Below are 16,096 nucleotides of genomic sequence, written 5' to 3' on the forward strand. Positions count from 1 at the left end.
GCCGGGCGCGGAGCGGGGTGAGCAAGTGGCGCGGACGTCACTCAGGCATCCGCTCCCGTTCCAGTCGGCCGCCCCGGCTTTCCGCGATGCGCAGTGCGTCGGTCAGGCACTCGGAGAGCCGGGTGGCGACAAAGCGAAGCTCCAGAACCGTCACGTCGGGGTCCTCCGTCATGGCGTGCGCGTATTCCTGGACCTCGACGGCCATACGCATCTGCGTCCGCTCCATCTCATCGGCCATGCGCGAGACAGGGCCCTGCCCGTTCGTCACGAGGTAGCAGGGGGCGCCGTCCTCGCGTGTCCACGGAAGTAAACGAGCAGTCGATGAGTCGAGGTGATCTGGTGTCATAGATCGAAGACTGGACCGGTTGACCGGTCCAGTCAAGAGATGCCGGTCGTCTTCAGCCCATCGGGTATCGATCTCAGCTCATCGGGTAGGCGTCCGTGCGCTCCCATACCCGCGCCGGTGTCACGCCCTCCTCGCAGACAAGCGGCCTGCCCTCGGAGTCCGACGCCGTATGAAGGACGACGGCAACCGCTTCAGGAAGCGCGAGCCCCAGAAGCTCTGCCTCATGCTCGGAGGCCAACCGGACCGTCGACACGTCGACGCCTTCAGCGGGGCGCCTGCCAGTGGTGCGGGCGACGTAGTGGGTGGTGCCCTCCATCAGCGGTCCGGCTTGCGCGAGCCTCGGGCAGGCATCGGCGATGTCCGGCGGGAACCACGCAACGACCAGCGACTGCGGCGCTCCGTCGTCCAGCAGCATGAGCCGGTCACGGCGGAGTGCGGCAACCTCCGGATCCAGACACAGCGCCTCCGCCACCTTCTCCGGAGGCACTTCCCGGACCGGCGTCCCGAGGCGACGGAAGGCCGAGCCGCCCGAAAGGCGCGCGGAACCGGCGATCCGCCGCCCCGCCGGGCGCGCCAACGGCGTCTCCACCACGGTGAATCCCGAACCCTGCCGCGCGACGACCAGCCCGTCCGCGCGGAGTACGTCCATCGCCTTGATGACGGTCGCCCGCGAGACGGACCACTGTTCGCACAGGTCCCGGCCGGACGGGAGAAGGTCGCCCGGGCCGAAGTCGCCGTCGGTGATGCGAGCACGCAATGATTCCGCGATCTGCTCGTACTTGAGAAGCGGCATCGCAGCCTCCTGGTCGCTGGACTGGTCAACCGGTTAGGTTAGTCCAGGAGTTCGCTCCCACTCATGGCCACCCCAGGAGGCACGCATGGCGCCCCATCAGGTACCGCCCGGGATCATCGACTTCTACACCTCCGGCTACGACGAGTCCGCCCGGCTCAGCAAGAACGCCGACGGGGTGCTGGAGCTGGTGCGGACCCAGGAGCTGCTGCGCAGGCACCTGCCACCGGCCCCGGCGAAGGTGCTCGACGTGGGCGGCGGCCCGGGTGCGCACGCGCGGTGGCTGGTGGAGGCGGGGTACGAGGTCCACCTCGTCGATCCGGTCGAGCGGCACGTCCAGGAGGCGCTGGAGACCGGGGCCACCGCCGAGCGGGCCGACGCGCGGGAGCTGCCGGCCGGGGACGCCACCTACGACGCGGTGCTGCTCCTCGGCCCTCTCTACCACCTGACCGACCCCGCCGACCGGAAAGCCGCCCTGGCGGAGGCCCGGCGGGTGGTCCGGCCGGGCGGGCCGGTCGCGGCGGCGGGCATCAACCGGTACGCGCCGCTCTTCGAGCACACCGCCTACGCCCACCTGCACCACCCCGCCATCGGGGAGAGCATCGTGGAAAGCCTGGCGACGGGGGTGTACGACGGCCGGCGCGGGTTCACCGAGGCGTACTTCCACACCCCGGAGGAACTGGCGGCCGAACTGCGCGACTCCGGGTGCGAGGACCCGGTGGTGTACGGGATCGAGGGACCGGCCTGGTCGCTGCTGAAGGCGACGGAACAGCACACCGGGGAGTCACTCGTGGGCTCGCCGCTGTTCGAGTCCGCGCTCGCCGCGGCCCGTCTGGCGGAGGCTCATCCGGAGCTTCTCGCCGCCAGTTCACATCTGCTCGCCGTGGGGTGTCATCCGTAGCCGGTACCCTGACGCCTCACCGGGGGCCTTCACGCCCCACCGCCGTTCCCGGGGGGAATCCTCAACCATGTTCAGGGCTTTGATCTATCTCCTGCCGCTGGCGCTGACGATCTACGCCTTCATCGACTGCCTCAACACCCCGGAGGACGAGGCCAAGCACCTGCCCAAGGTCGCCTGGGTCTTCATCATCCTGCTGTTCTGGATCGTCGGCCCGATCGTCTGGCTGGCGGCGGGCAAGCTCCGCCACGCACCCGCCGGCGGCCGTACGCCCTCCGAGTGGCACCGCAACCACCGCACCCAGTGGGTGGCACCGGACGACAACCCGGAGTTCCTCCAGAGCCTGCGCGCGGAGAACAAGCGGGACGAGTCGCTCCTGAAGGACTGGGAGGCCGACCTGCGCCGCCGCGAGGACGAGCTCAAGCGCCGCGAACGCGGTACCGGCCCCGACGAAGCACCGGGGACGCCGCCTCCGGCGACCGCCTGACCTGCGGCTCGCCCCGTACGACAGAGCCCGCACGGGCCGGGAGACCGGACCGGGCGGGCTCTTCGGCGTTCAAGAACGGCCGCTCACGAGCTCAGCAGCCCGCCCAGACGCTCCAGCAGCGGCAGCAGCGCGGTGCGTTCCTCCGGGGTGAGCGCCTCCAGCGCGCCGTGCACCACGCGCATCTCGGCGCGTATCCGGTGCGCCAGTTCGGTGCCCTCGGGGGTGCGGGATGCGACCTTGGAGCGGCGGTCGCCGGGGGCGGGGGTGCGGACAAGCAGGCCCCGGGTCTCCATACGGCCGACGAGTCCGGTGGCGTTGGAGGCGTCGCAGACCAGGTGGCGGGCGAGGGCGCTCATCGGCATCGGCGCGTCGAGCGCGATGAGGGCGCGGGCCTGCGCGCTGCTCAGGCCGTGGCGGGCGGCGACGGCGGTGAGGTCGTCGGAGTGCCCTCGTACGACGACGGCCAGGGGCTCCAGCAGGTCGTCCGGGGTGGGGACGGCGCGGTCGGCGCGGGGTGCCGGTTCCGGGGGCATGGGGTGGTCATCCTTGGGCAGAGGCGCGGCGGACAGTCCGGCGCGGATCACGGGTGTGGGTCCTCCACGGTACGTCGCACGCGCGCCGCGCTCAGATTATTTGACTTACTCAACTTATGGTCGTTACATGAAATGCGTTGCTTGACGATGTCAACTTCCTGTCCATCGAGACGCCCGCAGTAGGGAGCCCCCATGCCCTCCGAGTCCCCGGCCGACGTCGTCGCCCGCCTCCGCACCACCTTCCGCACCGGCCGTACGAAGGACCTGGCCTGGCGCACCCACCAGCTGGAACGGCTGCGCGCCCTGCTCACCGAGCACGGCGACGAGCTGGCCGACGCGCTCCGCGCCGACCTCGGCAAGAGCCGCGCCGAGTCGTACCGGACAGAGATCGACTTCACCGTCCGCGAGATCGACCACACCCTGGAGCACCTCGAAGACTGGCTGCGCCCCGAGCCCGCCCCCGTACACGCCGGGCTCGCCGCCCTCGGGGCGACCGCGCTCACGGTGCGCGACCCGCTCGGTGTCGTCCTGGTCATCGCGCCCTGGAACTACCCGGCGCAGCTGCTGCTCGCCCCGCTCGCGGGCGCGCTGGCGGGCGGCAACTGCGTGGTGGCCAAGCCGAGCGAGCTGGCCCCGGCGACCTCCGCCGCCGTCGCCCGGCTGCTCCCCCGCTTCCTGGACACCGACGCGGTGGCCGTCGTCGAGGGCGGCGTGGAGGAGACGACCGCGCTGCTGGAGGAGCGGTTCGACCACATCTTCTACACCGGCAACGGCACGGTCGGCCGGATCGTGATGGCCGCCGCGGCGAAGCACCTCACCCCGGTGACGCTGGAGCTGGGCGGCAAGTCCCCGGTCTTCGTGGACCGGGACACCGACCTGAAGGCGGTCGCGGCGCGGCTCGCCTCGGGGAAGTTCCTCAACGCGGGCCAGACCTGCGTCGCCCCCGACTACGTCCTCACCGACCCGGAGACCGGAGCCGCCCTCGCGGACGCCCTCGCCGCCGCCGTCGAGGCCCAGTTCGGCAGCGACCCCTCCGTCTCCCCCGACTACGGCCGCATCATCAACGAGCGCCACTTCGACCGCCTGGTGCGCCTGCTGGACTCCGGCCGTACGGTCACCGGCGGCGCCCACGACCGGGCGACGAAGTACATCGCGCCGACCGTGCTCGCCGACGTCGCCCCGGACGCGCCGGTGATGGGCGAGGAGATCTTCGGCCCGGTGCTGCCGATCCTCACCGTGGCCGGCCTGGACGAGGCGATCGGCTTCATCAACGACCGGGACAAGCCGCTGGCGCTCTACGCGTTCACCGAGTCGGCCGAGGTCCGCGAGCGGCTGCTGGCCGAGACCTCCTCGGGCGGCGTCGGCATCGGCCTGCCGCTCGCCCACTTGACCGTCTCGGACCTGCCCTTCGGCGGGGTCGGCGAGAGCGGCATGGGCAGCTACCACGGCCCCTACTCGATCGACACCTTCACCCACCGCAAGGCCGTCCTGGACACCCCTCTCGGCTGAGCCCCCGGCCCGGACACGAAGAACGGCTGCCCGCTCCCCCCGGAACGTACGGGAGGTGCGGGCAGCCGTTTCGCGTACAGGCCCTGCGGGGCGTCAGACCCCGGCGTAGGAGTGCTTGCCGGTGATGAAGATGTTGACGCCGTAGTAGTTGAACAGCCAGCAGCCGAAGGCGATGAGCGCCAGGTAGGCGGCCTTGCGGCCCTTCCATCCGGCGGTCGCGCGGGCGTGCAGGTAACAGGCGTAGGCGACCCAGGTGATGAACGACCAGGTCTCCTTGGCGTCCCAGCCCCAGTAGCGGCCCCAGGCCTCGCCGGCCCAGATCGCGCCCGCGATGATCGTGAACGTCCAGAGCGGGAAGACGGCCGCGTTGGCGCGGTACGAGAACTTGTCGAGCGTCGCCGCCGAGGGCAGCCGGTCCAGCACGGACTGGGCGAACCGGCCCGGCGTCTCGCCGTTCTCGACCTTCCGCTCGTAGCTGTCGCGGAAGAGGTAGAGGAGCGTGGCGACGGCGCCGAGGAAGAAGACCGCGCCGCAGATGATGGCGGTGGAGACGTGGATCCACAGCCAGTACGAGTGGAGCGCCGGCACCAGCTGGTCGCTGTCCGTGTAGAGCACGGTGGTGGCGATGCCGAGGTCCAGCAGGACCACGGTGACCAGCAGCAGACCCATCCAGCGGACGTTCTTCCGCAGCAGGAGCAGGATCAGGTAGGCGGCGACGGCGACCGTGGAGAAGGTGATCGAGAACTCGTACATGTTGCCCCAGGGGGCGCGCTCCACGGAGAGCGCGCGGGCGACCACGCCGCCCGCCTGTACGAGGAAGGCGAGCACGGTCATCGAGACCGCGATCCGGCCCCACAGGTCGCCCTGGAAGGTGCCGCCGGAGGCGCCGGGGCCGTCCGGGACGTCCCGGGTCCCGGCGGCGGACCGGGTGACCACCTTCGGGCGTTCCAGCACGGCGGTCGCTCCGCCGGCCTTGTTGACCTGGACCTTCACCGAGGACTGGGCGGCGGCCCCGGCGTCGAGCGCGGCGGCCGTGCGGCCGACCTTGCTGCGGCTGCCGAACACCCATTCCGCGATGTGCGCGAGGAAGGCCAGGGTGTAGACGGCCATCGACGAATAGATCAGCACATTGCTGGTGTGCGCCAGATTCTCGTTGGCGGCGGCGGCGAGATTCACTTCTCAGCCCCTTCGGCAGATTCTGCGGCAGGTACGTCGGGACCGGGGCCGGGTTCGGCCACGGAGTCGGTCTCCGGCCCCGGGGCGGGGTCGGGCTGCGGATCGGGTGCGGTCGGCGCCACGTCGTTCAGCGCCAGCGCCAGGCCGAGCAGTTCCTCGGGCAGCTTCGCGGACTCGCTGCGGCCGAGCCCGGCCATCTCGACGACGGTCACTCCGTCGGCCCCGCGCACGGCCCGCACCCAGACGCGGCGGCGCTGGATGAAGAGCGAACCGGCGAGTCCGGCGATGGCGGCGATGGCCCCGCCGAGCGCCCAGCCGGCGGCGGGCCGCTCGGAGATCTGGAAGCTGGCCCACTCCTCGACACCGTCGAAGGTGATGGAGCCGGCGCCGTCCGGGAGCTGCATGGTCTCGCCGGGCGCGAGCCGCTGCTTCAGGTTGTTGCCGTCGGCGTCCTTGAAGGGCTTCAGCTTGTCGGTGTCGAGCTGGTAGACGTTCTGCGGGAGGCCGGAGTCGACGCCGAGGCTGCCGTGCAGCGCGTTGAGCGCCAGCACCGGGTTCTCCGCGCCGGGGAACTGCGAGAGCATCGTCCCGCTGCCCGCACCGGCGAAGGTCGGCACGAAGAACGCCTGGAAACCGAGCTGGTCCCGCTTGCCGTTCTTGTCCTTGTAGCCGTCCATGACCTTGATGGCGCCGGACGAGGTGATGTTGGCGTCGCGGGGCAGCAGCGGCACGGCGGCCTTGAAGATCTGCTTGCCCTTGCCGTCCCGGACGGTGACGACCGGGGCGTAGCCGTGCGAGATCAGGAAGATCTTGGTGCCGTCGATCACCAAGGGCTCGTTGACCTTGATGACGCCCTTCTTGTCCTTGCCGTACGCGCCCTCGGCGTACGTCACCCGCGCCTCGAAGGTGCGGGCCGTGCCCCGCTGGGGGCCGGTCTTCTCGTACGTACCGACGAAGTCGTCGAGGGTGAAGCTGAACGGCTTGAGCGAGTCCGAGTCGTACAGCGACCCGCTGTCGAAGTCGTCGTACTGCGTCATCGTGTTGGCGAAACCGTCGCCCTCGGTGACGAGCTTGCCGCCCTGGAAGTGGAAGAGCGCGCCGACCGCGAAGGCCACCAGCATCACGATGAGCGCGACGTGGAAGACCAGGTTGCCGGCCTCGCGGAGATAGCCCTTCTCGGCCGCGACCGCGTCGCCCTCCGCCTGGGTGCGGAACCGCCGCTTGCGCAGCAGGGCGAGCGCCGCCTCGCGGACCTGCTCCGGCTCGGCCTCCGTACGCCAGGTCGTGTACGCGGGCAGCCGGGTCAGGCGCTTCGGGGCGTGCGGCGGCCGGCTGCGCAGCTGGCCCACGAACTGGACGCTGCGCGGCAGGATGCAGCCGATGAGCGAGACGAACAGCAGGATGTAGATCGCGGAGAACCACACCGAGCTGTAGACGTCGAAGAGCTGGAGCTTCTCGTAGATCGGCGTGACGGTGGTGTGCGCGTTCTTGAACGTCAGCACCTTCAGCTCGTCCACGCTGTTCTGCGGGATCAGCGAGCCGGGGATGGCGCCGAGCGACAGCAGGAAGAGCAGGATCAGCGCGATCCGCATCGAGGTGAGCTGGCGCCAGAACCAGCGGATCCAGCCGATGACGCCCATCGCGGGCAGCCCGGCCTCGCGGTCGGGTCGCTCCTCCACGGGTGCGGTGGAGAGCTGCGCCCCGGCGTCGCCGAGCTCCCGGACGTCCTGCTCGTCGGCGCGCGCGGCGTCGCGCTCGTCAGTGGTGTTCAGCTTGCTCAATGGAACTCAGATCCCCACAGTGAAACCGTTGGACCAGCCCTGCACGTCCTGCATGAACGTGGCCCACAGCCCCGTCAGCAGCAGGATGCCGGTCGCGATCATCATGACGCCCCCGATGCGCATGACCCATGCGTAGTGGCGCTTGACCCAGCCGAATGCTCCCAGCGCCTTGCGGAAGGCGACGGCGGCGAGGACGAACGGGACACCGAGTCCCAGACAGTACGCGACCGTCAGAAGTGCCCCGCGCTCGGCGGTGCCCTGGTCGAAGGCGAGCATGGACACCGCGCTCAGCGTCGGGCCGAGGCAGGGGGTCCACCCGATCCCGAAGAGGGCGCCCAGCAGCGGGGCGCCCAGCAGCCCGGTGACCGGTCTGCGGTGGATGCGGAACTCGCGCTGGGTCATCCACGGCATCAGCCCCATGAAGAAGACGCCCATGAGGATCATCAGCACGCCGAGGACCCGCTGGAGTGCCTCGCTGTGTTCCTGGAGGTTGCCGCCGAAGTAGCCGAAGAGCGCGCCGCCCGACACGAACACGGCGGTGAAGCCGAGGACGAAGAGGGAGGCGCCGCCGACGATCCGGCCCCGCCGGGCGTTCGCCAGGTCGGTGCCGCTGATGCCGGTGACGTAGCTCAGGTAGCCGGGGACCAGCGGCAGGACGCAGGGCGAGAAGAACGACACGAGACCGCCGAGGAGCGCGATCGGCACGGCGGCCAGCAGCGCACCGTTGACGACCGTCTCGTTGTACGTGGCGGCGGCGAGGGTGGTCACCGGGTCACTTCTCCGCGATCAGCGGGTCGATCATCTTGTGCAGCTGTTCCGCGTCGAGCGCCTGGAGGGTGCGGGCGGCGATGCGCCCCTCGCGGTCGATGACCACGGTCGACGGGATGGTCTGCGGGTTCAGGGTGCCCTTGGGGAAGCGGAGGATGAGCTTGCCGACCGGGTCGTAGAGGCTCGGGTAGGTGATGTCCGCGTCCGCCTCGAAGTTCAGGGCGGCGTCCTTCTGCGTGTCGCGGGTGTTGATCCCGACGAACTGGACGCCCTGGCCGGCGGTCTCCTTGGAGACGGCGGCGAAGTGCTTCGCCTCCGCGCGGCAGGGGCCGCACCACGATCCCCAGACGTTGACGACGACGACCTTGCCCTTGTAGGCGGCGACGTCGAGCTTCTTGCCCTCCAGCGTGGTGCCTTCGAGCTCCGGGGCGGCCGTGCGGTCCTTCGCGGCCACGGTCGAGATGCCGCCGCTGCCGGTGACGAAGTTGGTGTCACCGCCGCCGCCCGACTTGATGTCGTCCCCGCCGCAGGCGGACAGGGTCAGGGCACCGGCCACGACGGCGGTCGTGGCGGCGAGCAGGGTGAAGCGGCGTCGGGGTGCGCGGCCATGGCTCATGTGAAAAGTTTCGCATGGCAGATCCGGGGATCTTGGGCACCCCCCTCGGTGCCCGTAAAGCCCCTTGTCAGGCCTGCTTAAAGAAAGCGTTCCAGCCACCGGCGGGGGCCTGACCGACCTCGAGTGTACGGAGCTTCGCCAGAACTTCCGGGTCCTGGACGTCCAGCCAGTCCACGAACTGGCGGAACGAGACGAGCCGTACGTCCGGCTGTCCGGCCACTTCCTTGATCACCTCTTCCACGGCGTCCATGTAGATACCGCCGTTCCACTCCTCGAAGTGATTCCCGATGAAGAACGGTGCGCGATTCGACTCGTACGCCCTGCGGAATCCGGCGAGATAGGAACCGGTCGCCTGTTCACGCCAGTCCGGATAGCGCGAGGGCATGCCCCGGGTCGAATTCTGCGACTGGTTGGCGAGGATGTTGTAGTCCATGGAGAGGACTTCGAAGGTGTGGCCGGGGAACGGGATTCCCTGGAGCGGGAGATCCCATACGCCGAGCCGCTTCTCCGGCCACATCTGCACGCCGCCCGGCGAACTCGCGTCGTAGCGCCAGCCGAGCCTGCTCGCGGTCGGCAGCAGGTTCTCCTGCCCGAGAAGGCAGGGGGTGCGTCCGCCGGTGAGTTCCTTCCGGTAGTCGAAAGGCAGCGGTTCGACGTTCTCCCAGCCACTGTTGGTGCGCCATTGCGTCACGAAGGAGACGGCCTGATTGATCTCGCTGTGCCACTGCGCGGGCGTCCAGTTCTCCACCGACCCTTCACCGGCGCAGAAATGGCCGTTGAAGTGGGTGCCGATCTCGTGGCCGTCGAGCCACGCCTCGCGCACGTACCGGAGCGTCTGCCTGACGTGGTCGTCGGTGAGGTAGCCGATGTCCGAGGCGCCGCGCGGATTGTTGGGCGGCTGGTAGAGCGATTTCTTCGACTCGGGCAGCAGATAGATGCCGGAGAGGAAGAAGGTCATCGCGGCGTCGTGTTCCCGGGCGAGTTCGAGAAAGCGCGGGAAAAGCCCGTTGCCGACCTCGCCCGCCCCGTCCCAGGAAAAGATCACGAACTGCGGGGGCGTCTGGCCGGGTTCGAGCGGGACGGGCGCCTCGGGCTGTTTCGGCTGCTTTCCGGTGTCGGAGGTGGAACCGTCTCCGATCAGGCGTACACCGCTGTTCGCAGACCCTTTGCCTCGCTCTTTCCCTCCACCGGCGTGCGCGCCGTGGTCGGGAGCCGTACCGGCGGCGCCCCCGGAGCTCGTCCCGGGCCCGTGGTGCGCCCCGCCCCCGGAACCGAGTGAGCCGCAGCCCGCGATTCCCGCGGCGGCTGCGGCTCCCAGGCCCGCTCCCAGCAGTCCCCTCCGGTTGATGTTGTTCGCATGTTTCTGGTTCACGTCCACGTCCCCATCGGCGGTCGTTTTATCTCATGCCCATACAAACTGCCTATGGCTGAGATGGAAGGAGCGACGCGATGGTTCCTACGATTATCTGATTTTCACCACACGACCGGACCCTCACCAGTTCTCCACAAGGGCTCCGCTTTCACGGGACGGCCCCGACGGCTTTCGGCCGTCCGCCCGGAGCCGCGCGGGCTGACAACGGCGCCGCAGGGGTGGCACAGTGGAGCGATGTTCCCGCGCCGGCCGTCGTCCCCCCAAGAAGTGGCCCGTACCGCGTCCGAGGTGACGAATCTGCTCGCGGTTCTCTGGGGAAGAGCCCAGGCCGACACCCCGACGGGCCCCACCTCGCCGTCCCAGCTGCGCGCACTGCTGGCGATCGAGCGCCGGGAGGGCGGCAACATGCGGGCCCTGGGCGAGGCACTGGGGTCGACCCCACCCGCGACGAGCCGGCTCTGCGACCGGCTGGAAGCGGCGGGCCTCGTCGAGCGGCGCCTGAGCCCGGCCAGCCGCCGGGAGATAGAACTCCACCTCAGCCGGCCCGGCCGGGCGCTGCTGGAAGAGATCAGGGCCGGCCAGGTGCGGGAGGTGTCCCTGGTGCTCGCGGCGATGGAGCCCGAAGCGGCCGAGGCACTGCGCGAGGGACTCGCGGCGTTCCGGGACGCCGCCGCCGAGCTCATCGACGGGGAGAGATACGAGCCCGACGAACCCGCCTGGCTGGCGAACCCCGCCTGAGACCACCGGGGCGAGCACCCCGGTCCGCCAGAGCACGGCACGTCTCCCGGCCCGGGGATCACCCCCGGCCCGCGCCGCCGGCCCCTTCCCCGCAGCCGTCACGGTGACGCGGCGACGCCGGGACGCGGGGGCGCGCGGGGACGCGGGGAATGCACCGATTCACCCCGCACCGCCCCGACCAGGGATGTTTACTTCCTGCAATTGTTGTCAGTGAACAACTATTACCTCTAGTCTCGTCGCGGTCGCATCGTGCGGTCCCATGGCCGCCGGTCCATGGTGAGAGGAGGCACAGCGCCTTGGGCACCCCGCCCCCCACCGTCCTCGCACCCCGTGACGGCAAGTCCTCCGAGCCGTCGCGCACCGGCACCGCCGCGCCCCGCACCGCCGCCCTCCCCGCCGGCCGCACCGGCGACGCAGGCTTCGACCTCTGGAGCGGCGACGGGCCCAGCGTCCTGCTGATCGAGGACGACCCCGGGGACGCCCTGCTGGTCGAGGAGATGGTCGCCGACAGCGGCGTCGCCGTCGACCTGTCCTGGGCGCGGACCCTCGCGGAGGCGCTCGACGCCCTCGACCGGGACACCCCTCAGTGCGTCCTGCTCGACCTGCACCTGCCGGACTCCCAGGGACTCGGCGCACTGGAGACGATCCTCTCCCGCTCGCCGGACGCGGCCGTCGTCGTCCTCACCGGGCTCGCCCAGGAGGACTCCGGGCTCGCCGCGGTCTCCGGTGGCGCCCAGGACTACCTGATCAAGGGCCGCCTCGACGCCGAGCTCTTCGTGCGGGCCATCCGCTACGCGATACAGCGCAAGCGCGCCGAGCGCGCCGCCGCCGACCTCCGGGAGAGCCGGCTGCTGGCCGCGGAGAACAGTCGGGTCGAACGCGGCCTGCTGCCCACCCCGCTGCTCCTCGACGACACCGCCCAGGTCTGCTCCCGCTACCGCCCCGGCCGCGCGCAGACCCTGCTCGGCGGCGACTTCTACGACGTCGTCCAGACACCCGACGGCACCACGCACGCGGTCGTCGGCGACGTTTCCGGCCACGGCCCCGACGAGGCCGCCCTCGGGGTGTGCCTGCGGGTCGCGTGGCGCTCCTTCATCCTCTCCGGGGCGCGCGGGCAGCGACTGCTGGACCTGCTCGAACAGATGCTGGTCGCCGAGCGTTCCGGCCCCGAGATCTTCGCCACCCTCACCACCCTCAGCCGGGCGGCCCGCGCTCCTCACGTGGAGGTCGTGCGCGCCGGTCACCCCGGGGTCCTGGTGCGGCCGCCGGACGGTCCGGTCCGCCTGGAGGAAGTGCCGGGCGGCCCCGTGCTGGGCCTGCTGCCCGGCCGCGCGCACTGGCCGGTGACCGTGCTGGAGGCGCCCCGGGGGACACGGCTCGCGCTCTTCACCGACGGGCTCATCGAGGGCCGCACCGGCACGGGGTACGAACGCCTCGGCGAGGAGGGCCTCGTGGAGATCGCGCGGGAGTACGCCCACCAGCTCCCGGCCGACGACTTCGTGGACGCGGTCGTCCAGCGGTGCGAGGACCTCGCCGCCGACAGCGGCGGACTCGCCGACGACGTCGCCGTACTCCACCTCGGCTGGACGGACACCGTGTGAGGGCGGCGCCCCTACCGGCGCCCCTGCCGGCGACGCTCCGCCCCGCCCGTACCCGCTGACGCCCGCTCCGGCCGCCGCTTCCCCGCTCCGCCGTCGGAGGGGCGCGGCGCGAAGGGCCCGGCACCGGCCCGTCGGGCACCCCCTGGTCCCGTTACTCTGCTCGCCCCCGAGCCGCACTCTGGTGAAGAAAGCCGACCAACTGTGACGAACTACCTGGCCGTGGAACGCGCCCTGCGTACCGCCGCGCCGCACGCCCTGGTGGAGGCCGCGCGCGCCGCGCTCGCCGAGCACTACGGCGCCACGGACGTCGAGCTCCTGATGGCCGACTACAGCCTGACGGTGCTCCAGCCGGTCGACGCCCCGGCCCGCGCGCAGGGCCCGGTGCCGGTGAACGGCAGCCCTGAGGGCCGCGCCTTCGGCAGCCAGACGCCGTACGAAGGCACCGCGCCGGGGCGGGAGGGCTCGGTCGTCCTGCACCTGCCGGTGACCGTCCGGGGCGACCGCCTCGGCGTCCTCGACGTGACACTGCCCCGGGACCGGCGCACGGCCGGCGCCGTCCATGACCTCACCGAGATCGCCCAGCTCCTCGGCCACGAGATCATCGTCGCCGAGCGGGACACCGACCTCTATCTGCGGGCCCGCCGGGTCAGCCGGCTGACCCTCGCCGCCGAGATGCAGTGGCAGCTCCTGCCCGCCCGGGCGTGTTCGCGGCCCGAGTACGCCATAGGCGCCCAGCTGGAACCGGCGTACGCCATCCACGGCGACAACTTCGACTGGTCCACCACCGCCGACACCCTCACCCTCACCGTCACCAACGGCATGGGCGAGGGCATCGAGGCGTCGCTCCTCACCAACCTGGCCGTGAACGCCCTGCGCAACGCCCGCCGGGCCGGCATCGGCATAGCGGACCAGGCGGCCCTCGCCGACCAGGCGCTGTACGCCGAGTACCGGGGCGCCTCCCACGTGTCGACGCTGCTGCTCACCTTCGAACTCGCCACCGGCAACGTCCAGGTGGTGGACGCCGGGTCGCCGCAGCTGTGGCGCAGGCGCGGCAGGACCGTGGAGCGCGTCGATCTCGAGGCGCAGCTCCCGCTGGGCATGTTCGACGAGACCGCCTACGTCGTCCAGGAGTTCCAGGTGCTGCCCGGGGACCGGCTGGTCTTCGTCAGCGACGGCGTCTACGCGGCGGGGAACCGCGCCGGAGAGCCGTACGGCGAACGGGCGCTCGCCCGGGCCATCCAGGCGGCCGGCCTGCTGCACGCCCCGTCCGTACCGAGGGCCGTCCTGCTGGCCCTGGCCGAGCACCGCGACGCCGAGCCGGAGGACGACGCGCTGGTCGTCTGCCTCGACTGGTTCGGCCCGAAGGGCTGACCCCTCCGGCCGGCACCCCGGACGAACGATCCCGGGGGCGGGCCACCTGCCGTGGCCCGCCCCCGGGATCAGTGCGCTCGGGTGCGTGGTGCGTCCTCGGGCGCGTGCGTCCTCAGGCGCCGAACGCCTTCGACTTGCCCTTCACCGGCTTCGCACCGGCGAGCAGGTGCGCGGGCACCAGGTCGCGGGCGGGCTCGGAGTAGCCGACCGAGACGATCTTGTCGCCCTGGTAGGTGAAGCTGGTCAGCGAGGCGAGGGTGCACTGCCGCTTGCGCGGGTCGTGCCAGAGCCGGCGGCGCTCCACGAAGCTGCGGACGATCCAGATCGGCAGCTGGTGGCTGACGCAGACCGCCTCGTGACCCCGGGCCGCGTCGCGCGCGGCGTCCAGGGCGCCCATCATCCGTACGACCTGCTCGATGTACGGCTCGCCCCAGGAGGGCTTGAACGGGTTGGTGAGGTGCTTCCAGTTGTCCGGGTTGCGCAGCGCGCCGTCGCCGACGCCGAAGGTCTTGCCCTCGAAGACGTTGGCGGCCTCGATCAGCCGCGCGTCGGTGGCGAGGTCGAGCCCGTGCGCCTTCGCGATCGGGGTCGCGGTCTCCTGGGCGCGCTCCAGCGGGGAGGCGACGACGTGGCGGATGTCGCGCTGCTCCAGGTGCTCGGCGACGCGGTCGGCCATCTTCCGGCCCAGCTCGGAGAGGTGGTACCCGGGCTTGCGCCCGTAGAGCACGCCCTCCGGGTTGTGCACCTCGCCGTGGCGCATCAGGTGGACGACGGTGATGTCCTGGGCGGAACCGTTCTCGCTCATGCGGTGGCCTCCGAGGCGGCGCGGGCGGCGGCGGGCAGGGCGTCGGCGATGCGCTCGACGGCCCGGGAGTCGTGGGCGGTGGAGACGAACCAGGACTCGAACGCCGAGGGCGGCAGGTAGACGCCCTGGGAGAGCATCGAGTGGAAGAAGGCGGTGTAGCGGAACGCCTCCTGCTTCTTCGCGTCGGCGTAGTTCCGGACCGGCCCGTCGGTGAAGAACACGGAGAACATGTTGCTCGCCGTGGACACGTGGTGCGCCACGCCCTCCTTGCTGAGCGCGCCGCTGACCAGGCCCTGGAGCTCGGCGGAGACCGCGTCGACCTTCGCGTACGCGGCGTCGTCGAGCAGCCGCAGCTGCGCGAGGCCCGCGGCGGTGGCGATCGGGTTCCCGGAGAGGGTGCCCGCCTGGTAGACCGGACCGGCCGGGGCGAGGTACGCCATGACGTCGGCGCGGCCGCCGAAGGCCGCGGCCGGGAAGCCGCCGCCCATGACCTTGCCGAAGGTCATCAGGTCGGGGCGGACGCCGTCGACGCCGTACCAGCCGGCCTTCGAGGTGCGGAACCCGGTCATGACCTCGTCGGAGATGAACAGGGCGCCCTCGGCGGCGCACAGCTCCTTCAGCCCGGCGTTGAAGCCGTCCACCGGCCGGACGACGCCCATGTTGCCCGCGGCGGCCTCGGTGATCACACAGGCGATCTCGCCGGGGTGCGCGGCGAAGGCGGCGCGGACGGCCTCCAGGTCGTTGTACGGCAGCACCAGGGTGTCCCCGGCCTGCGCGCCGGTCACCCCGGGGGTGTCGGGCAGCGCGAAGGTGGCGACGCCGGAGCCGGCGGCGGCCAGCAGCGCGTCGACGTGGCCGTGGTAGCAGCCGGCGAACTTCACGACCTTGGCCCGGCCGGTGAAGCCGCGCGCCAGCCGGATCGCGGACATGGTCGCCTCGGTGCCGGACGAGACCAGGCGCACCTGCTCGACGGGCTCCACGCGGGCCACCATCGCCTCGGCGAGCGCGACCTCGCCCTCCCCCGGCGTACCGAAGGAGGTGCCCCGGGCGACGGCCGCCTGGACGGCGCCGATGACCTCGGGGTGGGCGTGGCCGAGAATCATCGGCCCCCACGAGCAGACGAGGTCGACGTACTCGCGGCCGTCGGCGTCGGTGAGGTACGGACCGGTGCCGGACACCATGAACCGGGGCGTACCGCCTACGGCGTTGAAGGCGCGCACCGGTGAGTTCACGCCACCGGGCGTCACGACGGACGCGCGGTCGAAGAGCGACTGTGAAACTGGGGCTTCGTATGAATACGCCACT

16 protein-coding genes are annotated in these 16,096 nt (G+C 71.2%); 6 read left to right on the forward strand and 10 right to left on the reverse strand.

Features of this window, described 5'->3' with window-relative positions; translation table 11 throughout:
• Nucleotides 1-37: 37 nt before the first annotated feature.
• Together ACWCWD_RS12125 and ACWCWD_RS12130 are read right to left on the reverse strand one after the other, a co-directional pair.
• Nucleotides 38-238 (reverse strand): hypothetical protein, encoded by a 201-nt coding sequence (locus ACWCWD_RS12125; RefSeq protein WP_450772240.1) that lies wholly within the window; start codon nt 236-238, stop codon nt 38-40.
• 181 nt (nt 239-419) lie between these two features.
• Nucleotides 420-1,139, reverse strand: a complete 720-nt coding sequence (locus ACWCWD_RS12130; RefSeq protein ID WP_450772241.1) for a GntR family transcriptional regulator — start codon at nt 1,137-1,139, stop codon at nt 420-422.
• A gap of 85 nt (nt 1,140-1,224) precedes the next feature.
• On the opposite strand from ACWCWD_RS12130, the gene ACWCWD_RS12135 reads away from it, so the two are divergent.
• On the forward strand, nt 1,225-2,037 hold the full coding sequence (locus ACWCWD_RS12135) for a class I SAM-dependent methyltransferase (protein ID WP_450772242.1): 813 nt from the start codon (nt 1,225-1,227) through the stop codon (nt 2,035-2,037).
• 67 nt (nt 2,038-2,104) lie between these two features.
• A complete protein-coding gene (locus ACWCWD_RS12140) occupies nt 2,105-2,521 on the forward strand; it encodes a PLD nuclease N-terminal domain-containing protein (protein ID WP_450772243.1) in 417 nt (138 codons plus the stop codon).
• A gap of 83 nt (nt 2,522-2,604) precedes the next feature.
• On the opposite strand, the gene ACWCWD_RS12145 is transcribed toward ACWCWD_RS12140, so the two are convergent.
• Nucleotides 2,605-3,054: a MarR family winged helix-turn-helix transcriptional regulator gene (locus tag ACWCWD_RS12145; protein ID WP_450772244.1), complete on the reverse strand. Its 450-nt coding sequence runs from the start codon at nt 3,052-3,054 to the stop codon at nt 2,605-2,607.
• Between the two features lie 192 nt (nt 3,055-3,246).
• On the opposite strand from ACWCWD_RS12145, the gene ACWCWD_RS12150 reads away from it, so the two are divergent.
• The gene (locus tag ACWCWD_RS12150; protein WP_450772246.1) at nt 3,247-4,563 is read left to right on the forward strand and encodes an aldehyde dehydrogenase family protein; all 1,317 of its coding nucleotides are present in this window, start codon (nt 3,247-3,249) and stop codon (nt 4,561-4,563) included.
• 93 nt (nt 4,564-4,656) lie between these two features.
• On the opposite strand, the gene ccsB is transcribed toward ACWCWD_RS12150, so the two are convergent.
• The 5 genes from ccsB to ACWCWD_RS12175 all read right to left on the reverse strand — a co-directional run bounded on the left by ccsB (nt 4,657) and on the right by ACWCWD_RS12175 (nt 10,276).
• On the reverse strand, nt 4,657-5,739 hold the full coding sequence (gene ccsB / locus ACWCWD_RS12155) for a c-type cytochrome biogenesis protein CcsB (RefSeq protein ID WP_450772248.1): 1,083 nt from the start codon (nt 5,737-5,739) through the stop codon (nt 4,657-4,659).
• The gene (gene resB / locus ACWCWD_RS12160; RefSeq protein WP_450772250.1) at nt 5,736-7,520 is read right to left on the reverse strand and encodes a cytochrome c biogenesis protein ResB; all 1,785 of its coding nucleotides are present in this window, start codon (nt 7,518-7,520) and stop codon (nt 5,736-5,738) included. Before resB ends, ccsB begins: the two co-directional genes overlap by 4 nt.
• A 6-nt stretch (nt 7,521-7,526) precedes the next feature.
• Nucleotides 7,527-8,288: a cytochrome c biogenesis CcdA family protein gene (locus ACWCWD_RS12165; RefSeq protein ID WP_450772251.1), complete on the reverse strand. Its 762-nt coding sequence runs from the start codon at nt 8,286-8,288 to the stop codon at nt 7,527-7,529.
• A 4-nt stretch (nt 8,289-8,292) separates the two neighbouring features.
• The gene (locus tag ACWCWD_RS12170) at nt 8,293-8,904 is read right to left on the reverse strand and encodes a TlpA family protein disulfide reductase (RefSeq protein ID WP_450772253.1); all 612 of its coding nucleotides are present in this window, start codon (nt 8,902-8,904) and stop codon (nt 8,293-8,295) included.
• A gap of 67 nt (nt 8,905-8,971) precedes the next feature.
• Nucleotides 8,972-10,276, reverse strand: coding sequence for a hypothetical protein (locus ACWCWD_RS12175; protein WP_450772254.1), 1,305 nt, complete (start codon nt 10,274-10,276; stop codon nt 8,972-8,974).
• 234 nt (nt 10,277-10,510) lie between these two features.
• Here ACWCWD_RS12175 and ACWCWD_RS12180 point away from each other — a divergent pair, with 234 nt between their 5' ends.
• The 3 genes from ACWCWD_RS12180 (at nt 10,511) to ACWCWD_RS12190 (ending at nt 13,986) form a co-directional block, all read left to right on the forward strand.
• Nucleotides 10,511-11,014: a MarR family winged helix-turn-helix transcriptional regulator gene (locus tag ACWCWD_RS12180; RefSeq protein ID WP_450772255.1), complete on the forward strand. Its 504-nt coding sequence runs from the start codon at nt 10,511-10,513 to the stop codon at nt 11,012-11,014.
• Between the two features lie 296 nt (nt 11,015-11,310).
• A complete protein-coding gene (locus ACWCWD_RS12185; protein WP_450772256.1) occupies nt 11,311-12,615 on the forward strand; it encodes a PP2C family protein-serine/threonine phosphatase in 1,305 nt (434 codons plus the stop codon).
• 201 nt (nt 12,616-12,816) lie between these two features.
• On the forward strand, nt 12,817-13,986 hold the full coding sequence (locus tag ACWCWD_RS12190) for a PP2C family protein-serine/threonine phosphatase (protein WP_450772258.1): 1,170 nt from the start codon (nt 12,817-12,819) through the stop codon (nt 13,984-13,986).
• Between the two features lie 112 nt (nt 13,987-14,098).
• On the opposite strand, the gene ACWCWD_RS12195 is transcribed toward ACWCWD_RS12190, so the two are convergent.
• The gene (locus ACWCWD_RS12195) at nt 14,099-14,791 is read right to left on the reverse strand and encodes a histidine phosphatase family protein (RefSeq protein WP_327177268.1); all 693 of its coding nucleotides are present in this window, start codon (nt 14,789-14,791) and stop codon (nt 14,099-14,101) included.
• Entirely contained in the window at nt 14,788-16,095 is a 1,308-nt protein-coding gene (gene hemL, locus ACWCWD_RS12200) for a glutamate-1-semialdehyde 2,1-aminomutase (protein ID WP_450772261.1), read from the reverse strand. The genes ACWCWD_RS12195 and hemL overlap by 4 nt, the downstream gene beginning before the upstream one ends.
• Between the last annotated feature and the right edge of the window lies 1 nt (nt 16,096).

It is taken from the genome of Streptomyces sp. NPDC001493 (assembly GCF_053597235.1).

What these genes read in the sequence shown, in the direction of transcription:
- ACWCWD_RS12135 (WP_450772242.1), top strand. Translation starts at nt 1,225, where the DNA reads ATGGCGCCCCATCAGGTACCGCCCGGGATCATCGACTTCTACACCTCC.
- ACWCWD_RS12180 (WP_450772255.1), top strand. Translation starts at nt 10,511, where the DNA reads ATGTTCCCGCGCCGGCCGTCGTCCCCCCAAGAAGTGGCCCGTACCGCG.
- ACWCWD_RS12125 (WP_450772240.1), bottom strand. Translation starts at nt 238, where the DNA reads ATGGCCGATGAGATGGAGCGGACGCAGATGCGTATGGCCGTCGAGGTC.
- ACWCWD_RS12170 (WP_450772253.1), bottom strand. Translation starts at nt 8,904, where the DNA reads ATGAGCCATGGCCGCGCACCCCGACGCCGCTTCACCCTGCTCGCCGCC.
- ACWCWD_RS12195 (WP_327177268.1), bottom strand. Translation starts at nt 14,791, where the DNA reads ATGAGCGAGAACGGTTCCGCCCAGGACATCACCGTCGTCCACCTGATG.
- ACWCWD_RS12150 (WP_450772246.1), top strand. Translation starts at nt 3,247, where the DNA reads ATGCCCTCCGAGTCCCCGGCCGACGTCGTCGCCCGCCTCCGCACCACC.
- ACWCWD_RS12145 (WP_450772244.1), bottom strand. Translation starts at nt 3,054, where the DNA reads ATGCCCCCGGAACCGGCACCCCGCGCCGACCGCGCCGTCCCCACCCCG.
- ACWCWD_RS12130 (WP_450772241.1), bottom strand. Translation starts at nt 1,139, where the DNA reads ATGCCGCTTCTCAAGTACGAGCAGATCGCGGAATCATTGCGTGCTCGC.
- ACWCWD_RS12140 (WP_450772243.1), top strand. Translation starts at nt 2,105, where the DNA reads ATGTTCAGGGCTTTGATCTATCTCCTGCCGCTGGCGCTGACGATCTAC.